This window comes from Lysinibacillus sp. S1, from assembly GCF_044986265.1.
GTDB classification, from domain to species: domain Bacteria; phylum Bacillota; class Bacilli; order Bacillales_A; family Planococcaceae; genus Lysinibacillus; species Lysinibacillus capsici.
Genome location: NZ_CP173154.1, coordinates 901,206 through 918,597, shown reverse-complemented (window position 1 = coordinate 918,597; position 17,392 = coordinate 901,206). Strand labels below are relative to the sequence as shown.

Here is a 17,392-nt window from a genome sequence, read left to right as displayed (position 1 = left end):
TAGATTTTTCAGCATGATTTTATAAAGTTTTAAGATTTGTATGGTACATTGCTAGTAGTTTCAGCTTATGGGGGGTATGTAGATGTCAATAAAAACAAGGTTTTTGCTATCTTATGTGGGTGTCATCATCATTGCCATCACACTATTACTAGCAGCGGTTTTTCTTTTTTCCTTTGCCATTACAGGTGATGTCAAAGCGATTGAGCATTTTTATAAAAAATCTTATGTCCAAAAGCCTTTGACGACAGTAGAGGAAAATGCGTTTCTAGATTTAAAATTACTAGCTAAAAAAAGTCCCCAGCAGCTTTTAGATCTCGAACAGCTTGAACAAATCAATGCGCCTTCGATAGAGATTGTGGTACGAAAAGATCATCAAATCGTGTATTCAACACAAAAAGAGCATAAACAATTATTGCTTCAAAGCTTACCTAGCTTTGAAGCGACCAATATTAATTCTCGTGACACCATCATGATAAATCGAGCCTTTTATACGTATGTTAAATTTGATTTTTATTTTCCAGATCAAACAGAGGGCAGTATTTTCGTATTGAGAGAGGTTAGTTCCCATGCAGAGGTAACGAGGGAACTGCTACCGATTCTTTTAGGTATTTTATTTGTCCTGTTTATGATGATCATTGGCTTTTTAAATTATTTAGTATCAAGAAGTATTATTAAACCGATTTCGGCATTAAAGGAAGGGGCAGAACGAATTAAATCGGGCGACTTGGATTTTGAAATTGCAACCCACTCGAAGGATGAAATTGGTCAGCTGAATCGGTCATTCGAGGAAATGAGAGTCAAATTAAAAGAATCCATCCAGCTTCAGCTTCAATATGAGGAAAATCGAAAGGAGCTCATCTCCAATATCTCCCATGATTTAAAAACGCCGATGACTTCCATTATCGGCTATGTGGAGGGCATTAAAGATGGTGTGGCAAATACAGAGGAAAAGATGGATAAATATTTAACAACTATCTATACAAAGGCAAAGGATATGGATGTATTAATTGATGAGCTATTCTTATTTTCTAAATTGGATTTAAAAAAGATTCCCTTCCAATTGGAAAGCATCAATCTCCACCAATATATGCATGATTATGTAGAGGATGCAAGCTTTGATTTTATTGCACGAGATATTCATTTACAATATCTATCAGCAGGCTCGCCGCTTTTGGCAATGGTGGACCGAGATAAATTAAGACGTGTCCTGACGAACCTTTTAAGTAATAGCGAAAAATATATGGATAAGCCATATAAGCAAATCATTATTTCCTTGCATGAGCGAGCAGAGGATGCGATTATTCAGGTAACAGATAATGGTGCAGGCATTGATCCTGTCGCATTGCCCTATATTTTTGATCGATTTTACCGTGCGGAGCCTTCACGTAATTCGCAAACAGGAGGCAGTGGCTTAGGGTTAGCCATTGCCAAACAAATCGTTGTTGAAATGGGTGGCGATATTTGGGCAAAGAGTGAATTAGCAAAGGGGACAAGCATATTCATTTCATTGAAAAAGGCTGAGGAGAAGGTGAATCATCATGAAAAAAATTCTGCTAATTGAAGACGAAGTGAGCATAGCTGAGCTTCAACGAGATTATTTAGAGATTAATGGCTTTACAGTAGATATCCAACATCATGGAGAGGATGGGCTACAGCAGGCACTTAAAGGTAATTATGATTTAATCATTTTGGATATTATGCTACCAGGGATAAGTGGCTTTGACATTTGTAAACAGATTCGAGCGGTACACAATATTCCCATTTTATTTGTTTCAGCTAAAAAGGAGGATATTGATAAAATTCGTGGTCTTGGACTAGGGGCGGATGATTATATTACAAAACCATTTAGTCCGAGTGAATTAGTGGCAAGGGTCAAGGCCCATTTGTCGAGATATGAGCGTCTGGCGACCCATCAACAAACAAATCATATGATGTCCATTCATGGTATTACAATCGATACTTCGGCTAGAAAGGTGTTTGTTAATGGTGAGGAGATTGCCTTTACAACGAAGGAATTTGATTTACTTGTCTTTTTTGTTAGACACCCCAATCAAGTATTAAGTAAGGAACAGCTATATGAGCGAAACTGGGGCTATGAATCAGCTGCAGACGTTTCGACTGTCACTGTTCATATACGAAAGCTACGTGAAAAAATTGAACGAGAGCCAGCGCATCCCAAGTTTTTGGAAACAGTATGGGGTGCAGGCTATCGCTTCAATGTTTAAGTAAAACTACCTCGTCCTTGTGGCGGGGTAGTTTTTTTAGACTTTTTTAAGAATTCGTTAATGGGCAATTTAGCATTACCGCTTACACTGAGGAGGGAAAGGCGGTGTATTAAAATTGAAAAAAAGGCAGGCAGTTATCATTGCATTAACATTTTTACTTCAAGGGTGTGCCTCAATTGATACAGAAACAATACAGCATGATAAAGGTGGGAGTGAAGTGGTGGGAACAGAATGGGCGAGTGAGTTGCTCAAGGCAGCTGAAAGGGGAGATATCGATGGGCTTCAACATGCTTTGAAACAAAAAGGGGACATCAATGTACAAGATTCAAATAATCGAACAGCTTTGATGATAGCTACCTATAATCAGGATATTGAGGCAGTTAAATTATTAATAGATGCAGGAGCAGATGTTAATATTCAGGATAATCAGCAAAATTCGCCATTTCTCTATGCAGGTGCGGAGGGCTATCTGACTATTTTAAAGATGACCATTCAAGCTGGTGCTGATCCGACTATTTTAAATCGATATGGGGGAACAGCACTCATACCAGCAGCAGAGCATGGTCATGTGGAGGTCATCGAGGAGCTATTGAGCAATACCGATATTGACGTCAATCATGTGAATCATTTAGGCTGGACAGCCCTAATGGAGGCGATTGTCTTAAATAACGGCAATCCAACACAGCAAACCGTAATACAACGACTAATTGAACATGGTGCTGATGTAAATATTCCCGATCAAAATAACGTGACACCTCTGCAACATGCAAAACAACGAGGATTTAAAGCAATCGAACAAATTCTACTTGCAGCAGGCGCAAAGTAACCCAAACTGTAGAGACGGCTCTCTACAGTTTTCTTAGTGTTGAAAAACAAAACAGTCAATTGAAAGGTAGAAATGGATTTCCGTTGCAGGCTACTTGCTTTCCTGTGGGCGAGCGCCGAATCGCTTCCTCCGCTACCGCTCCGTTTAGAGTTTCGCCTGTCTTGCTATCCCACGGGAGTCAAGCAGCCTTCCACTTCAACCCACTAACTTATTAGCAAAGATTTTCAAATAAAGTGAAGGTGTTCACTACTCTTTATGAAGTGTTGTCATGCTTCACTTCTCCACATTGAAAATAAGAACTTATCCCCTCTAAGAATACAGTTAATGGACGATTTGTTACTATAAAAAAGTAAAGACACTTTGCAGAATGGTTGATTGGAGTGGAGCCAGCGTCACTCCTAGGGGATTTAGCGTCAAGAGGAGACCCTGGAGCGAACGTAAGTGAGTGAAGCGGCTCATCGGACGCCCCCTGGAAAGGACGCTGGCGTAACGGAAATCAACCCCTCGACTTGCAAAGTTGCTTTTTCTGGCGTTGACATCATCTTTTTTCAACAACATGCAAACTGTAGAGACAGCTCTCTACAGTTTTTTGTTCTTAAATTATTTTTCCTATTTTTTAATTCTTTTTTAATAGTTTATTTATTAGCAGTTTAGATTTGGACTTTATGATAAATTTTGTAAACCAAATTACACCATAAAGGAGAGTTCAACAAATGAAATTAAGAAAACGTATTGTCCCAGCAGCATTGGCTTTATCCGTAGTATCAGCAGGTCTAGTAACCATAGGCGAGCCATTAAATGCAGATGCGGCAAGCAATAAAGCAGTAGTAGCGGAAAACGAGCAAGTAGCTAAAATTACAAACATCAAGCCATTAAATACAATGACACTACAAATTACATTTAATCAGCCATTAGCAGCAGCTGATGTAGACCTAAATCATTTAGATGCTATAAAAAAACATTTTACGTTTAATGGAGATTTAGAGATTGTCAATGTGCCACGCTTAATGACAGGCTCTAAGAGTACATATATTGTACCAACAACATTCCAAGAAGATGATTTTATCTATACATTGAGCTATAAAGAGCAACGCAATAAAGTTTTTGAGGGCACAGATGAAAAGGTATATGTACGCAATGTGGAGCAAGTCACAAATGATACATTTACATTGGAATCCTTTCAGGAGGATGGCGTAGTAGATTATGCTAATATTATTGAAGCCTATCGCGCAGGCCGTGGAGATTTAGCATTTAGCTTAGATGGTCATAATCGAGATGCTAGCGGCAAACGCTTTGATGTTATTTCTTCCTTACGTGATCGCTATGTGACGGTGAGAACAAGTGAGGGAGAAGAGTTTGTTGCTAATTATGTACCATTTACACAAGCAGCTGATGGCAGACAGGCTCCTCAATTTAGACTCCCTGCTGGCAAGGTTTTAAAACCAGGTGTGACTTACCGTGTGTACGCAMAATGGGCGGAAATAGAKGTAAGGAGCTTTGTAGCGAAAGAAATCGCGCCAATCACTCTGCAAACAGCAAAAGCAATGGAKGAAAAATCCTTTGAATTACAATTAAGAAACGATCCGCAATCTGATTTACTTGCTGGCCGAAGTGTAGCGTTAAAAGGCAGTGATGGGAGTACATTGCAAGCACAATATCGTTATTCATCACGTAAAGGTACTGTGGGCATTTTTGATCTAACGAATGGTGGTACGTTGAAAGCAAATGTCAGCTATACTGTAATCCCATTAAACAACTGGTCTATAGCAACAGATTTAGTTATAAAAGGCAAATAAACGTTCTTTTGCTTAATAAAATAATGAATCTGTCATTTGAAGCTTAATAAATGGAACGTATTTTATTCTAACATTGTAAAAATCTCGTTWCAGCTGTGGSGAGATTTTTTTTATAGCCAGCCTTTTTCACCTGCTACCTGAGCGGCTTGCTGTCTAGATTCAACTTGTAGCTTTTGAATAGAGGTAGATAAATAATTGCGAATCGTGCCCTTCGTTAAAAATAACTGCTTACTGATTTCGTTTGTGGTCAAGCCTTTTTTGACTAGCTGAAGCACCGCAATTTCTCGTTCATTTAAAGGGTTTTGCTCCTTCATAAATAAGGAGGCGGCTAAATCCTTGCTGACCACCTTTTCTCCTTGCATGATTTTTCGAATAGTAGCAATTAAATAATCGATGGGTTCATCTTTCAATAGATAGCCGTGTACCTCGCAATCCATTGCCTTCTGCAAATAACCAGGGCGTGCAAAGGTTGTTACAATCATTACCTTGCAAGGGAGGTTGGCTTGTTTAATTTTTTCAGCAAGCTCAAGCCCTGATAGATGGGGCATTTCAATATCGACTAGGCAAATATCTGGTGGCTCCTGCTGGATCAATTCCCATGCTTGTTGTCCATCTGCCACCTCAGCTATGACCTCAATATCAGGCTCAAACGCTAGTAGCGAAGTTAGGGCACCACGTAACATTTGTTGGTCTTCTGCTAGTAATACACGTATCATCTTAGAGGCTCCTTTCCATCTTGAATTGGTAGAGTGAGGGTGACGCTGGTGCCTACTGGTGTGTCACTTTCAATCAGGGCAAAGCCTTGCAGCATATGCATTCTTTCTTTTATGGAGTGTATGCCATTCCCACGTCCTTGTGACTGTAAACCGATGCCATCGTCTTTCATCACAAGTGTATAGTGTCCAGCACAACATTGAATGGCGAAATGACATTTTTTTGCCTGACTATGCTTGAGAATATTCGTAGTTGTCTCTCGTACACATAGAGCAAGCATCGTTTCCTCCACACTAGAAAGTACGATTTGAGGACATTGATTGTCAAGGGTTGTCGTAATATTCGCGCTTTGTAAAAGCTGTTGGCAATGAATAAGCTCCGTTTGCAAAGAAATAAAATTCATATCAGACACAAGCTCACGTACTTGTTTTAAGGCGGTACGGGTAGTGGCTAATATGTCATGTAGCTCAGGCTTCACGCTTGAAGGATCTCGGTCAATCAGTTTGGTCGTAAGTTCGGTTTTTACTTTAATCATTGTGAGCGTATGGCCAATTGTATCATGAAGGTCTCTAGCGATCCGTTGTCGTTCCTCTTGCTGAACAAGCTGTGTATTTACGTCTGCCAGCTCAGCTTGCAGATTTTTCGACTTTTCCACAAAATAAATGAGAATCGGGAGCACCAGTTGAAACATCATAATCGGTACTAGTACCTGTGATTCCTTTGGTAAAAGGGAATCTGTTGTCATGTACAAAACCGTCAAAAACATGACAGCGATGGCTACAATCCCACAGGCAATATGCCATTTTGATTTTGCACGTCCTAGTAAGTCGGCAAAGGTAAAGCCAAAAATAAGCATAAAAGGATCGACAATTATGCTAAGTAAGGTGATAAGGACAAAGGCTACTAGAGATGCAGTAAGTAGCCTCCAATCTCGATGCCATAAAGCAATGTAGAAGGCTATTAGGTATAAAAGGAGCACTGTTATTTTCATAGCTAAGGGAAGGGAATGAGACCCTAATACTAATGCGAATAGGAAAATGACAGAAGCTGCATCAATGATTAAATAATGCTTAATTTGTTCTCTAGGATATATTTTTATTACTAGCACCATCCTTTGTTGCTGATTACTGTGTCATCGCTTGAAGGGCTTTTTTACGAATCCATTCCATAGGGCCCATTTGAAATTTCTGTAACCAAGCGAACGCTATAACAAGTTGTAAGATTGATAGAGATAGCCAAATACCAATGACAGTGAAGCTATTGACTTGCCCACCTAAGCCAAGCCCCCAGCCATAAAAAATAATCGACGCAAGCACGTTTTGGAGGACATAGCAGCTTAAAGACATTTTACCAACATGAGCAAAGCGCTGCCAAAGCCAGTCTAGCCTCTTATATTCTACCAGTTTACCTAAAATTCCAATATAGCCAATGGATAGAAGAGGGGCACAAAGATAGCGAACAGGTAAATCAAAAAGCCCACCAGGAATAAAAATAAGCAGATTGATAGGAAAGCCAACGAATACACCGATATTAAAGAGCTTTTGTCGAGTTTGACGTCCTTTGTCTGTTGGTGAAAATACCTCATTACGCATGAACTTCACGCCAAGTAAAAATAAAAAGACATTCATCGGGATAATAAATATAGCTTCTGAGCGATAAAATAAAAAATTTGTGAGACGATGCTGCACCTGCGCAAACCATGTGCCATGTTCATAGAGCTCAGAAACGGATGCCATACCATTTAATGAAACACCAGCTCCTTGTAAGGTACTGATAAAAATAAGTAGAATCATTAGAATGTGAAAGCCACCAAAAAAATAAAAGGCTCCTGTCATGACCTTATCACCCAAACGTACAATAAAAGCGACGATGAATGCTGTGACAGCATAGCTCATTAAAATATCATACTCCATCACAAGCGTGTAGTGCAGTAGCCCCTCTAACCCTAAGAAGACGATAGTCCACAAGTACACTCCTGGCCAGACTGTACCTCTCCGTAAGGCTTGCTGATATTTTAATTGCAGGCCTACTCCAAACATAATTGTTAACAACCCAAGCAGCTTGCCATTAACGAAAAATAATACGACCATACGTAAAAAATCATTGAAGGACCACCAACCAGAATAATCACTTGTTGTTATATACGATAAATCACCAAGATAAGCAAAAATCCAAATATTTGTGCCAAGCGTTCCTAAGACGGCAAAGCCTCTTAACATATCGATAAAGGGAAGTCTTTGTTGTGTTTGCATAAGTTCGATCACTCTTTCTTTGTTTTCTTACCTTAAGGATAAGAAAATTTCAAGAGAAAACCTATTCACACCAGTCAAAGAATCTTGATGACAGGTGTCATAAAGTATGCTGTGCCAGCACAAAAACCAGCAACGCTTTTGCTGCCGGCTCATTATTTTGTACAGGTATAGATGCGATAGTCTAAAATGTCTTCGTATTTTTCATTCATGGCAATATGCTGATCCATGATTTTATAGAATTCGGATTCCATATCTGTGGAAACTTGAAATTCAGGCTTGGATGAGATGGATTTGTTTTTTTGTATATGGATATCATAAAAACCAGCCTGTTGCAGTAGTCTTACCCAATCCTTTTTCCTGAGGAGAGACTGAAAGCCGTAAAATTGTTGGAGGTCGTCTGCAAGTTCGGTACGAAGTGTTTGAGGAATGGTAAATTCGATAGCAATGAAGCGGCCACCTTTTTTCAATAAACGATAAATTTCCTGAAAAGCCTGCTGCAAATTAACAAAGGCCAGAACCGACTCAGCTAGAATCAAGTCAAATGTCTCGTTCGCTAACGAGGTTTGTTCAATAGAGCCTTGCAGAAGTTTAACAGGTAGACGCGCTTTATGCATTCGCTGACGAGCCTTTTCTATCATGATGGGCTGAATATCGAGACCTGTGACGTTTGCTTGATAGGAAGATGCTAAATAAGCAGCCGTTTGCCCTGTACCACATCCCACATCTAAAATATGTGTGTTTTGCTCGATATTCTCCGCTTGCAAAACAGCCTTTGATAGATTAATGCCCCCAGGATGTGCGCCTCCGACCCCGAACTTAGCTAAAAAGGTAAGATAATGAGAGTCTTGTATAGTACCACCTTCTTTTCTCTTATAGTATGACAGGGAAACTAGTATGGTTCCCTTATTATTTTTAACCTCTTCTTCAAAAGTCTAATTCGCTATAAAAATTTTTACATATACTAGTTAGAAGCTTTCAGATAGGGGGTGTATAAATGCCATATTTTCAGCCGAATGCTAGAAGAGGTCCATATCCGCCAAACAATAGGCAATATTTTGGCCCACCTTTTCGAGGTAGGATGGTGCAACCATACTATTCTCCCAATCAACAACAGCAAGGTCCTAGATTAGGAAATTTACCAGATCATTTAAATACAATTATGGGGCATGCTGGGACGATTACAAATGGAGTAAATATGTTGAGACAGATGGGAGCGTTATTAAGTTTATTTAGATAAAAACTAGAAACCCTCTTAAGATCAGGCTCTTAAGAGGGTTATATTTAGGTTTAATGGGCTGGTGCAAATTGCTTTTCAATAATAGAGCGATTTTTCTCTTTAAATAGCTCATTATGAGAGGACACCATGCCATGACGATAGGCAGTTGGTTCTAAATACGTTTTAATAGAATTGACTGCATTGGCGGCATCTTGGAATGTGCCAAGTAGCAAATTAATTTTTCCATCAAATGATAAAATATCACCTGCTGCAAAAATACCTGGCTGTGCTGTTTCACCTGTTGCCTTTCCTTCAACATAATAATCATCCTTTTTCGGAATGGCAATGGCCTCATCAAATGCAAGAGACGCCTCACGATTATAGCCATGACTGACGATTACCTCATCGATTTGACGCGTATAACTTTGCTTCGTGATCGTATTCTCACATGTGACTAATTGAATAGCCGTTTTATCAATATTTGCGGAAAGCTTTGTAATCGTTGTATTACACTCAATGCGCACACCTGCATCCAGTGCTTCCTGTACAGTGGCTTCATGTGCTGATAGATTCTCTTTGCGGTAAACAACCGTTACGCTTTTCGCAATCGGACTTAATTCAACAGCCCAATCGATGGCTGCATTACCACCGCCTGAGATCATGATATCCTTATCGACAAAACGTTTATACGATTGCACAGTGTAATGTAGATTGGACATTTCATATTTTTCAGCGCCCTCAAGTGTTATCTTTTGAGGGCTAATAATGCCGCCACCTACAGCTAACAGTACCGTTTTAGAATAATGCTTTTCACCTGCTGCTGTATGAATGACAAAAATATCATTGTGACGTTCAATTAAATCTACTTTTGTACCTGTCAAAATTGTAGGATCAAATGTTTTGGCTTGCTCGATTAATTGTTTAACAAATTGTTCACCCAAAACGGGAGGATGTCCCCCAATATCCCATATCAGCTTTTCAGGATAAAGTAATACTTTACCGCCAAGCTGTGGTTGACTTTCTAATAATTTTGTTTTTAAACCCCGTAAACCACTATAAAAGGCACTATATAAGCCAGCTGGGCCACCGCCAATAATTGTCACATCATACACATGCTGCATTTTTATTGCCACATCCTTAACAAATAGTAAAAAAGTAATTGACAAAATCTTATCAGGTAACTAGACTAATTCTAGTGATAATGATTATCATTTTTAGCTTTGAATATCATAGCATGGAAAGAAGTAAAAAGAAAGTGAGGGTCCGATTTGCGTTTAGAAGTTGAATCGATTCGTGTTGGTTATGAGAATAAAACGATTGTGCATGACTTATCGCTGCAAATTCCTGATGGCAAAATCACCACAATCATTGGTTCAAATGGTTGTGGAAAATCAACCTTGTTAAAAGCTATCACACGGATTTTAAAGCATGAGAGTGGACAGGTCATATTAGATGGTCAAAATATTTCCAAGATGAAAACAAAAGAATTAGCAAAAGAACTGGCAATCTTACCACAGAGTCCAGAAAGTGCACATGGTTTAACAGTGGAAGAGCTTGTATCCTACGGTCGATTTCCTTATCAAAAGGGCTTCGGGAATTTATCACAAAAAGATAAAGAAGTTATTGGCTGGGCTTTACAGGTAACCAAAACAGAAGAATTCCGTTTACAATCTGTAGATGCTTTATCTGGTGGACAACGTCAGCGCGTATGGATTGCGATGGCCTTGGCCCAAGAAACCGACATTATCTTTTTAGATGAACCGACAACTTATTTAGATATGGCTCATCAGCTAGAAGTTTTAGAGCTACTTTACAGGCTGAATGAAGAACAGGGGCGCACGATTGTCATGGTCCTCCATGATTTAAATCAAGCGGCACGTTTTTCAGATTATATTGTAGCGCTTTCACAAGGTGAGCTTGTAAAATTCGGAACGGCTGAAGAAGTGATGGTTCCAGAAGTATTGAAAAAAGTATTTAATATAGATGCAGTTATTGGCAAAGATCCACGAACGAACAAACCAATGTGCATTACATATGACTTATTACAAACCATTTAAAAGGAGAATAACAATGAAAAAGTGGCTATTACCAATGTTTATGATGCTTGTGCTAGTACTTGCAGCATGTGGCAGTAAGGAAGAAAAAACAGAGAAGGCTGATGAAGGCTCAAAAGAGGAAGCTTCAACAGAAACAATCACATATCAATCAGAGTCAGGTCCTGTAGAAGTACCAGCAAATCCGAAACGTGTTGTTGTACTATCTTCTTTTGTAGGAAGCTTATTACAGCTTGATGTAAATGTTGTTGGTGTGGATGCATGGGCAGCAAAAAATCCCAACTTCGAAGATGCGATTAAAGATGCTGTTGTAGTTGAAAATACAGATATTGAAAAAATTCTTGAGCTAGAACCAGATTTAATTATTGGCTTAAATGGTATTGAAAATGCTGATAAATTAGCAGAAATCGCGCCAACTGTATTATTTACGTATGGAAAAGTAGACTATTTACAGCAGTTCATCGAAATCGGTAAAGTGGTGAATAAAGAAAAAGAAGCAACTGCTTGGGTAGAAGATTTTAAAACACGTGCAGCAGAAGCTGGTAAAAAGATTAAAGAAAAAATCGGTGAAGATGCGACTGTAACAGTAGCAGAGAACTTTAATAAACAGTTCTATATTTATGGCGATAACTGGGGTCGTGGAACAGAGATTTTATATCAAGAAATGGGCTTGAAAATGCCTGAGAAAGTAAAAGAAACAGCGTTAGAGCCTGGCTACTATGCTATTTCTCAAGAAGTTTTAGGGGAATATGCAGGTGACTATGTGATCTTCAGTATGTTCCAAGATCAAGATAATTCCTTTACAGATGCAGCATGGTTTAAAGATTTAGAAGCAGTGAAAAATGGTCATTTATTTGAAGTGAATGCAAATGCCTTTTATTTCAATGACCCTATCACATTAGAACATCAACTGAAGTTCTTTGAAGAGAAATTTTTACAATAATTAGTAGAGAGTAGCGAAGGCGAATGACAAAGTTTCGAAAGCTTCCATTTTGGCTTCAGGTATTGCTTGCATTGCTTGTATTAATTGGTACTGCCAGTATCTCGCTGTGCTTAGGGGCAGCGAATACAAGCATTCAAGATGTCTTTCAAGCAATTGTCGGACAAAGTGGAGGTAAACATTACACGATTTTACGTGAAATTCGATTTCCTCGTATCATTGCAGCTATTTTTGTTGGGAGTGCCCTCGCAGTCGCTGGGGCGATTATGCAAGGTGTTACACGGAACCCATTAGCTGATCCAGGGCTGCTTGGTTTAACGGCAGGGGCAAATGCTGCCCTTGCTTTAACAATGGCATTTATCCCTAAATTCTCGTATTATACGTTAATTTTAGCCTGCTTTGTTGGGGCGGGAATCGGTATGATGTTAGTTTATGGGATTGGTGCTTCTACTAAAAAAGGCTTTTCCCCTTTAAAGCTTGTTTTAGCTGGTGCGGCTGTCACAGCATTATTACAGGCAATCGCTGAAGGGACGGGCATTTTATTTCAAATTTCCAAAGATGTTTCGATGTGGACAAGTGGCGGTTTCATTGGCACAACATGGCAGGCATTATTGATCGTACCCGTTATTATTATTGGCTTACTGCTTTCATTTGCTTTTAGTCGTCAATTAACGATTTTAAGCTTAAATGAAGAAGTAGCAGTGGGTGTCGGACAAAATACTACGCTCGTAAAGGGTGTAATGATGTTCGTTGTGGTTATTCTGGCTGGCTCTGCTGTGGCCCTAGTCGGAAATCTAGCTTTCGTTGGCTTAATGGTACCGCATATTGTCCGCGCGTTTGTTGGGACAGACTATCGTTTTGTCTTACCGATGAGTGCCATTGTTGGTGGCTGGTTTATGGTGTTGGCTGATTTCGCAGGGCGCATGATTAACGCACCTTATGAAACGCCAGTTGTCGCTATTATTTCGATTTTAGGTCTTCCATTCTTCCTATTATTAGTGCGGAAGGGAGGACGTCAATTTGTTTAAAGAAGGTCGCAAAAAACAGCGTAAATGGTTACTCATATGGCTTGTGGTAACCTTGTTCATATTTATTTTAGGGATTTCATTAGGTGCTGCTTCGGTTTCTATTGACCGAATTCTTCCAACCTTACTGGGCGATGGTAGTTTTAAAGAGTCCTTTGTACTCTTTTCAGTCCGTTTACCTAGAATGTTTGTGCTAGCGGCTGCGGGTATGGCATTAGCACTGGCAGGGGCCGTATTACAGGGCGTAACCCGCAATGATTTAGCAGACCCAGGAATTATAGGTATCAGTGCTGGCGCAGGTGTTGGGATTACTGTCTTTTATTTGCTAGTAGATGGCGACCTTCCTCACTTTGCCTATATTTTACCGATTGTCGGCTTTTGTAGTGCCTTAGTGACAGCACTGGGTATTTACTTTTTCTCTTATCAGCGTAATAAGGGTGTCCATCCCGTACAATTTATTTTAGTAGGGGTAGGCGTAGCATCAGCCTTATCAGGGGTCATGATGGTATTAATATCCTCGGCTGAGCGGAGCGATGTACAATTTATTGCACAATGGCTAGCCGGAAATGTATGGGGCACAGATTGGCCATTTTTCTGGGCGCTAATGCCTTGGCTTGTACTGGGCATCCCTTACATTTTCTATAAAGCCAACGTTTTAAATGTCTTGGCCATGACGGAGCAAACAGCAGTCGGACTTGGTATGAACATTGGGCGAGAACGTTTCCGATTATTAATTGTTGCGGTTGCACTAGCGGCTGCCGCGGTATCCGTAACAGGGGGAGTAGCCTTCATCGGTTTGATGGCTCCCCCTATTGCAAAACAGCTCGTTGGTCCACGCTACCAATTCTTTTTACCACTGACGCTATTCATTGGCGCAAGCTTGCTAATGCTTGCTGATACCATTGGACGTGTTGCTATTGCAAGTGCAACGGTTCCTGCTGGGATTGTTGTTGCATTTATTGGCGCACCTTATTTTCTATATTTATTACGGAAGAATGTCTAGAAAAGTACTAATTAAAATTGAATGATGCTCGAAAGAAAAGTCTTTTGTTCTAGCGAAAATAGGGGGATTTTTATTTTAGGCATTTTATATGGTAAGTTTTTAGGAACCTCATTCATTGAGGTTCTTTTTTTATATAATCATGGCAGGAGGTGATTAGATGATTTTATTAGAACGTCAAACATCAGAGACGCAAAAGATGCTAGAGGCACTTGTACAAAGACTTCCTATATCCCATAGTAAATACACATTATATTGTGAGCATTTAAGGCGCCTACAAGCAGGATTCGCTGGTGAACAGTTCGTTGATGCAAAATGGCTTGAACTTGATTTACCATTCCCCCACTATTTTCTTCATGACTTTCAAACAATGAATGACTTCGGTTCTACCCATCAAATGGACACCGTCTTTCTCTGTCCTCACTTTGTACTCATCCTAGAAATCAAAAATATTACAGGCAAACTTTCATACGATGCTTCGTTCGCTCAATTAACACGTACGATCGCAGATGATACGGTCGAAGGCATGACGGATCCATTTCTTCAGCTGGAACGGCATGTAGTATGGATGAAGAAGCTATTACAGAAGGAACGCATCGATTTACCAGTTTTGCATGCGGTGGTATTGGCAACGAAAAATGGTATTTTGACAAAGGGATTTGACGGGCTGCCTATCTTTCATGTGGCAGGGTTACGATTTTATTTACAAAAATGGATGGAGCGGCATCAACCTAGAGTAAGAGTAGACCTTTTGCGATTCGCCAACCTTTTATTATCCCTGCAAACTAAGTTGAAAAAAGAGGTAGAGGTACCGTTCAAGGAAATAGTGAAAGGTGTGCTATGTCCACAGTGTGGCTCGGGGCAACGTTTAAAATATCACTATAAGAAATGGATTTGCCCTCGTTGTGGATTGGTGGATCGAGATGCTTTGATACGATCATTGGAAGAGTATCGATTACTAGTCGGGCAGCAGGTAACCAATCGAAGCTTCCGCGAATTCTTTGGCATTGACTCTCCCGATTTAGCGTACAAGTTGATGCAACAACTCCCTTTGAAAGCGGAGGGTGTCAAAAAGCATCGGAAATATTGGATTAAGGAATAGCGAACTAAGCGTTACAATTCAAGCGGTCTGAATTGTAGCTTTTAGTGCTGTAGAGAGAAAGGGCGCTTGAAGTAGGTGGATAGAATGCTGAAAGTGACGGATAAGATAGAGAAAGTAGCGGATAGGCCGCGAGAAGTGATGGATAGAACAGAGAAAGTGGAGGATACGCTTCGTGTAAGTGGATAGAGTGCTGAAAGTGACGGATAGAACAAGGAAAGTAGCGGATAGAACGCGCAAAGTGATGGATAGAACAGAGAAAGTGGAGGATACGCTTCGTGTAAGTGGATAGAATGCTGAAAGTGACGGATAGAACAAGGAAAGTAGCGGATAGAACGCGCAAAGTGATGGATAGAGCAGAGAAAGTGGAGGTTACGCTTCATGTAGGTGGATAGAAAGCTGAAAGTGATGGATAGAACAAGGAAAGTAGCGGATAGAACGCGCAAAGTGATGGATAGAACAGAGAAAGTGGAGGATACGCCTCGTTTAAGTGGATAGAGCAGGATACCACTCACTCCCAAGAGCGATGTTTCGCTTATTTCCTACTAGACAAATAGAGTTTTTAGGTATATAGTTAGCTAGGCTAACTAATATAAAAGGAAGTGATAGTGTGACAATTGAACAGGAATTTTTTAATCAGTACCGCTTAATGTATCGGCCGTTTATTAATCAGCTGAATGTGCAGCTTGAACCCTATCAGTTATATAGCTCACAGTGGGCAGTGCTTCGTTTCTTGAATGATAAGGGTCCACATTCATTTGTAGATATCGCGAATTTCATGTCTATAGAGAAGCCAAGTGTCACGAAGCTTGTACATAAACTTGTGGAGCTAGGCTATGTGGAAACGATGACGGGCAAGGATAAGCGTGAAAAGCTGGTACACCTATCAAAGCATGGGGAAGAGCTTGTGCTGGAAATAAAGTCGCATCTAAATCCATTTTTTGAGCAGGCTTTGGCAGGCGTGCCAAAACAAGATATTGACATTGCGACACAGGTTTTAGCAAGAATTTGTATGAATATTAATCAATAGGAGAGAGCAACGTGGAAGCAACCAGAAAGAAACTATGGACAAAAGATTTTTTAATTGTCTCACTTATTAATTTTACCATTACGTTAATCTTTTATTTATTAATGGTTACGATAGCAGCATATGCGGTGGAGCATTTTAATGCCTCTACAAGTACAGCGGGGCTTGTATCGAGTATTTTTATTATCGGGACACTATTAGGTCGTCTTGGGACAGGGCGTATTATTGGAGACTGGGGTAGCAAAAAAACATTATTTTGTGGACTATTATTATTTATGTTATCAACAATGTCTTATTTTATAGCAGGCAATTTACCGCTGCTGATGATCAATCGTTTAGTACAGGGGATTGCACTAGGGATTGCCAGTACAGCAACAGGTACCATTATTGCACAAATTTTACCAGCTGAGCGTCGTGGAGAAGGGATTGGTTATTATAGCTTAAGCGCTATTCTAGCCACAGCCATTGGCCCATTTATTGGAATATTATTAACACAGCTATTTGCAGATTATCGTATGATTTTTGCAGTAGATTCTGTGTTAGCGATTATTTGTTTCTTTATGTATTACATTGTGACCGTGCCAGATGCACCGAAAAAAGCAAAGGATACAGCTGTAAAGGCTGGGTTTAAAGTGACGAACTTTATTGAAATGCGTGCAGTACCGATTGCCTTTGTGGCACTTGTGATTGGCTTTGCTTATTCAGGTGTGATGTCGTTTATGACGTTTTATGCAAAGGAGTTAGATTTAGTATCAGCAGGTAGCTACTTCTTTATTATCTATGCTATTGTCATTTTGGCTACACGTCCATTTACAGGGAAATTGCTTGATACAAGAGGGGCAAATATCATTATCTATCCATGCTTAGTGTTGTTTGCAATAGGCATGTATGCCTTTAGCTCAGCAACAACTACGATTGCCTTTTTAATCGCTGCCGCTTGTATCGGGATTGGCTATGGAAACTTCAACTCGGTGGCACAGGCAATTGCCATCAAAGTAACACCAAATGAGCGTTTAGGACTTGCGACATCTACGTATTTTATTTTTTATGATTTAGGCTTAGGTGTCGGGCCTTATTTCTTAGGCTTATTTGTACCATCTATGGGCTACAGCTCGATTTTCTTCTCGATGGTCTTTGTTATTTTAGTGTCGATTGTGCTTTATTACCTTTTACATGGAAAACATGAAAATTTGAAACAAGCAAAAATTTTGTAGATTA

At 39.8% G+C, this 17,392-nt stretch carries 17 protein-coding genes; 12 read left to right on the top strand and 5 right to left on the bottom strand.

The genetic code is table 11. The features are described 5' to 3' along the window. The first annotated feature begins 82 nt into the window (after positions 1-82). The 4 genes from ACHZEU_RS04990 (at position 83) to ACHZEU_RS04975 (ending at position 4,847) form a co-directional block, all read left to right on the top strand. Positions 83-1,561, top strand: a complete 1,479-nt coding sequence (locus ACHZEU_RS04990) for a cell wall metabolism sensor histidine kinase WalK (protein ID WP_048390284.1) — start codon at positions 83-85, stop codon at positions 1,559-1,561. Next, the gene (locus tag ACHZEU_RS04985; protein ID WP_048390285.1) at positions 1,539-2,225 is read left to right on the top strand and encodes a response regulator transcription factor; all 687 of its coding nucleotides are present in this window, start codon (positions 1,539-1,541) and stop codon (positions 2,223-2,225) included. Before ACHZEU_RS04990 ends, ACHZEU_RS04985 begins: the two co-directional genes overlap by 23 nt. 115 nt (positions 2,226-2,340) lie before the next feature. After that, positions 2,341-3,051: an ankyrin repeat domain-containing protein gene (locus ACHZEU_RS04980; RefSeq protein ID WP_404804114.1), complete on the top strand. Its 711-nt coding sequence runs from the start codon at positions 2,341-2,343 to the stop codon at positions 3,049-3,051. Between the two features lie 713 nt (positions 3,052-3,764). Then, on the top strand, positions 3,765-4,847 hold the full coding sequence (locus ACHZEU_RS04975; RefSeq protein WP_404804113.1) for a hypothetical protein: 1,083 nt from the start codon (positions 3,765-3,767) through the stop codon (positions 4,845-4,847). A gap of 110 nt (positions 4,848-4,957) precedes the next feature. On the opposite strand, the gene ACHZEU_RS04970 is transcribed toward ACHZEU_RS04975, so the two are convergent. The 4 genes from ACHZEU_RS04970 to ACHZEU_RS04955 all read right to left on the bottom strand — a co-directional run bounded on the left by ACHZEU_RS04970 (position 4,958) and on the right by ACHZEU_RS04955 (position 8,577). Beyond that, positions 4,958-5,563 carry a response regulator transcription factor gene (locus ACHZEU_RS04970; protein ID WP_004229368.1) on the bottom strand — a complete coding sequence of 202 codons (606 nt, stop codon included), beginning with the start codon at positions 5,561-5,563 and terminating at the stop codon, positions 4,958-4,960. Next, the gene (locus ACHZEU_RS04965) at positions 5,560-6,672 is read right to left on the bottom strand and encodes a sensor histidine kinase (protein WP_404804112.1); all 1,113 of its coding nucleotides are present in this window, start codon (positions 6,670-6,672) and stop codon (positions 5,560-5,562) included. The genes ACHZEU_RS04970 and ACHZEU_RS04965 overlap by 4 nt, the downstream gene beginning before the upstream one ends. Positions 6,673-6,685: 13 nt before the next feature. Continuing rightward, positions 6,686-7,813: a DUF418 domain-containing protein gene (locus tag ACHZEU_RS04960; protein WP_404804111.1), complete on the bottom strand. Its 1,128-nt coding sequence runs from the start codon at positions 7,811-7,813 to the stop codon at positions 6,686-6,688. Between the two features lie 152 nt (positions 7,814-7,965). Continuing rightward, a complete protein-coding gene (locus ACHZEU_RS04955; RefSeq protein WP_404804110.1) occupies positions 7,966-8,577 on the bottom strand; it encodes a class I SAM-dependent methyltransferase in 612 nt (203 codons plus the stop codon). Between the two features lie 230 nt (positions 8,578-8,807). On the opposite strand from ACHZEU_RS04955, the gene ACHZEU_RS04950 reads away from it, so the two are divergent. Further along, positions 8,808-9,050 carry a hypothetical protein gene (locus tag ACHZEU_RS04950; protein ID WP_004229360.1) on the top strand — a complete coding sequence of 81 codons (243 nt, stop codon included), beginning with the start codon at positions 8,808-8,810 and terminating at the stop codon, positions 9,048-9,050. Positions 9,051-9,100: 50 nt separating this feature from the next. Here the strand turns inward: ACHZEU_RS04950 and ACHZEU_RS04945 are convergent, their stop codons facing one another. Continuing rightward, positions 9,101-10,150 carry an NAD(P)/FAD-dependent oxidoreductase gene (locus ACHZEU_RS04945; protein WP_404804109.1) on the bottom strand — a complete coding sequence of 350 codons (1,050 nt, stop codon included), beginning with the start codon at positions 10,148-10,150 and terminating at the stop codon, positions 9,101-9,103. A gap of 147 nt (positions 10,151-10,297) precedes the next feature. Between ACHZEU_RS04945 and ACHZEU_RS04940 the strand changes: the two genes are divergently transcribed. The 7 genes from ACHZEU_RS04940 to ACHZEU_RS04910 all read left to right on the top strand — a co-directional run bounded on the left by ACHZEU_RS04940 (position 10,298) and on the right by ACHZEU_RS04910 (position 17,388). Continuing rightward, positions 10,298-11,086: an ABC transporter ATP-binding protein gene (locus tag ACHZEU_RS04940; protein WP_404804108.1), complete on the top strand. Its 789-nt coding sequence runs from the start codon at positions 10,298-10,300 to the stop codon at positions 11,084-11,086. 13 nt (positions 11,087-11,099) lie between these two features. After that, on the top strand, positions 11,100-12,026 hold the full coding sequence (locus ACHZEU_RS04935) for an iron-hydroxamate ABC transporter substrate-binding protein (RefSeq protein ID WP_048390303.1): 927 nt from the start codon (positions 11,100-11,102) through the stop codon (positions 12,024-12,026). A gap of 23 nt (positions 12,027-12,049) precedes the next feature. Next, positions 12,050-13,051 carry an iron ABC transporter permease gene (locus ACHZEU_RS04930; RefSeq protein WP_048390305.1) on the top strand — a complete coding sequence of 334 codons (1,002 nt, stop codon included), beginning with the start codon at positions 12,050-12,052 and terminating at the stop codon, positions 13,049-13,051. Beyond that, positions 13,044-14,051 (top strand): FecCD family ABC transporter permease, encoded by a 1,008-nt coding sequence (locus tag ACHZEU_RS04925; protein ID WP_404804107.1) that lies wholly within the window; start codon positions 13,044-13,046, stop codon positions 14,049-14,051. Before ACHZEU_RS04930 ends, ACHZEU_RS04925 begins: the two co-directional genes overlap by 8 nt. Before the next feature lie 157 nt (positions 14,052-14,208). Then, entirely contained in the window at positions 14,209-15,150 is a 942-nt protein-coding gene (locus tag ACHZEU_RS04920) for an NERD domain-containing protein (protein WP_279494625.1), read from the top strand. Positions 15,151-15,757: 607 nt separating this feature from the next. Next, positions 15,758-16,177, top strand: coding sequence for a MarR family winged helix-turn-helix transcriptional regulator (locus ACHZEU_RS04915; RefSeq protein ID WP_054550884.1), 420 nt, complete (start codon positions 15,758-15,760; stop codon positions 16,175-16,177). Between the two features lie 11 nt (positions 16,178-16,188). Next, a complete protein-coding gene (locus ACHZEU_RS04910) occupies positions 16,189-17,388 on the top strand; it encodes an MFS transporter (protein WP_054550885.1) in 1,200 nt (399 codons plus the stop codon). Positions 17,389-17,392: the final 4 nt, after the last annotated feature.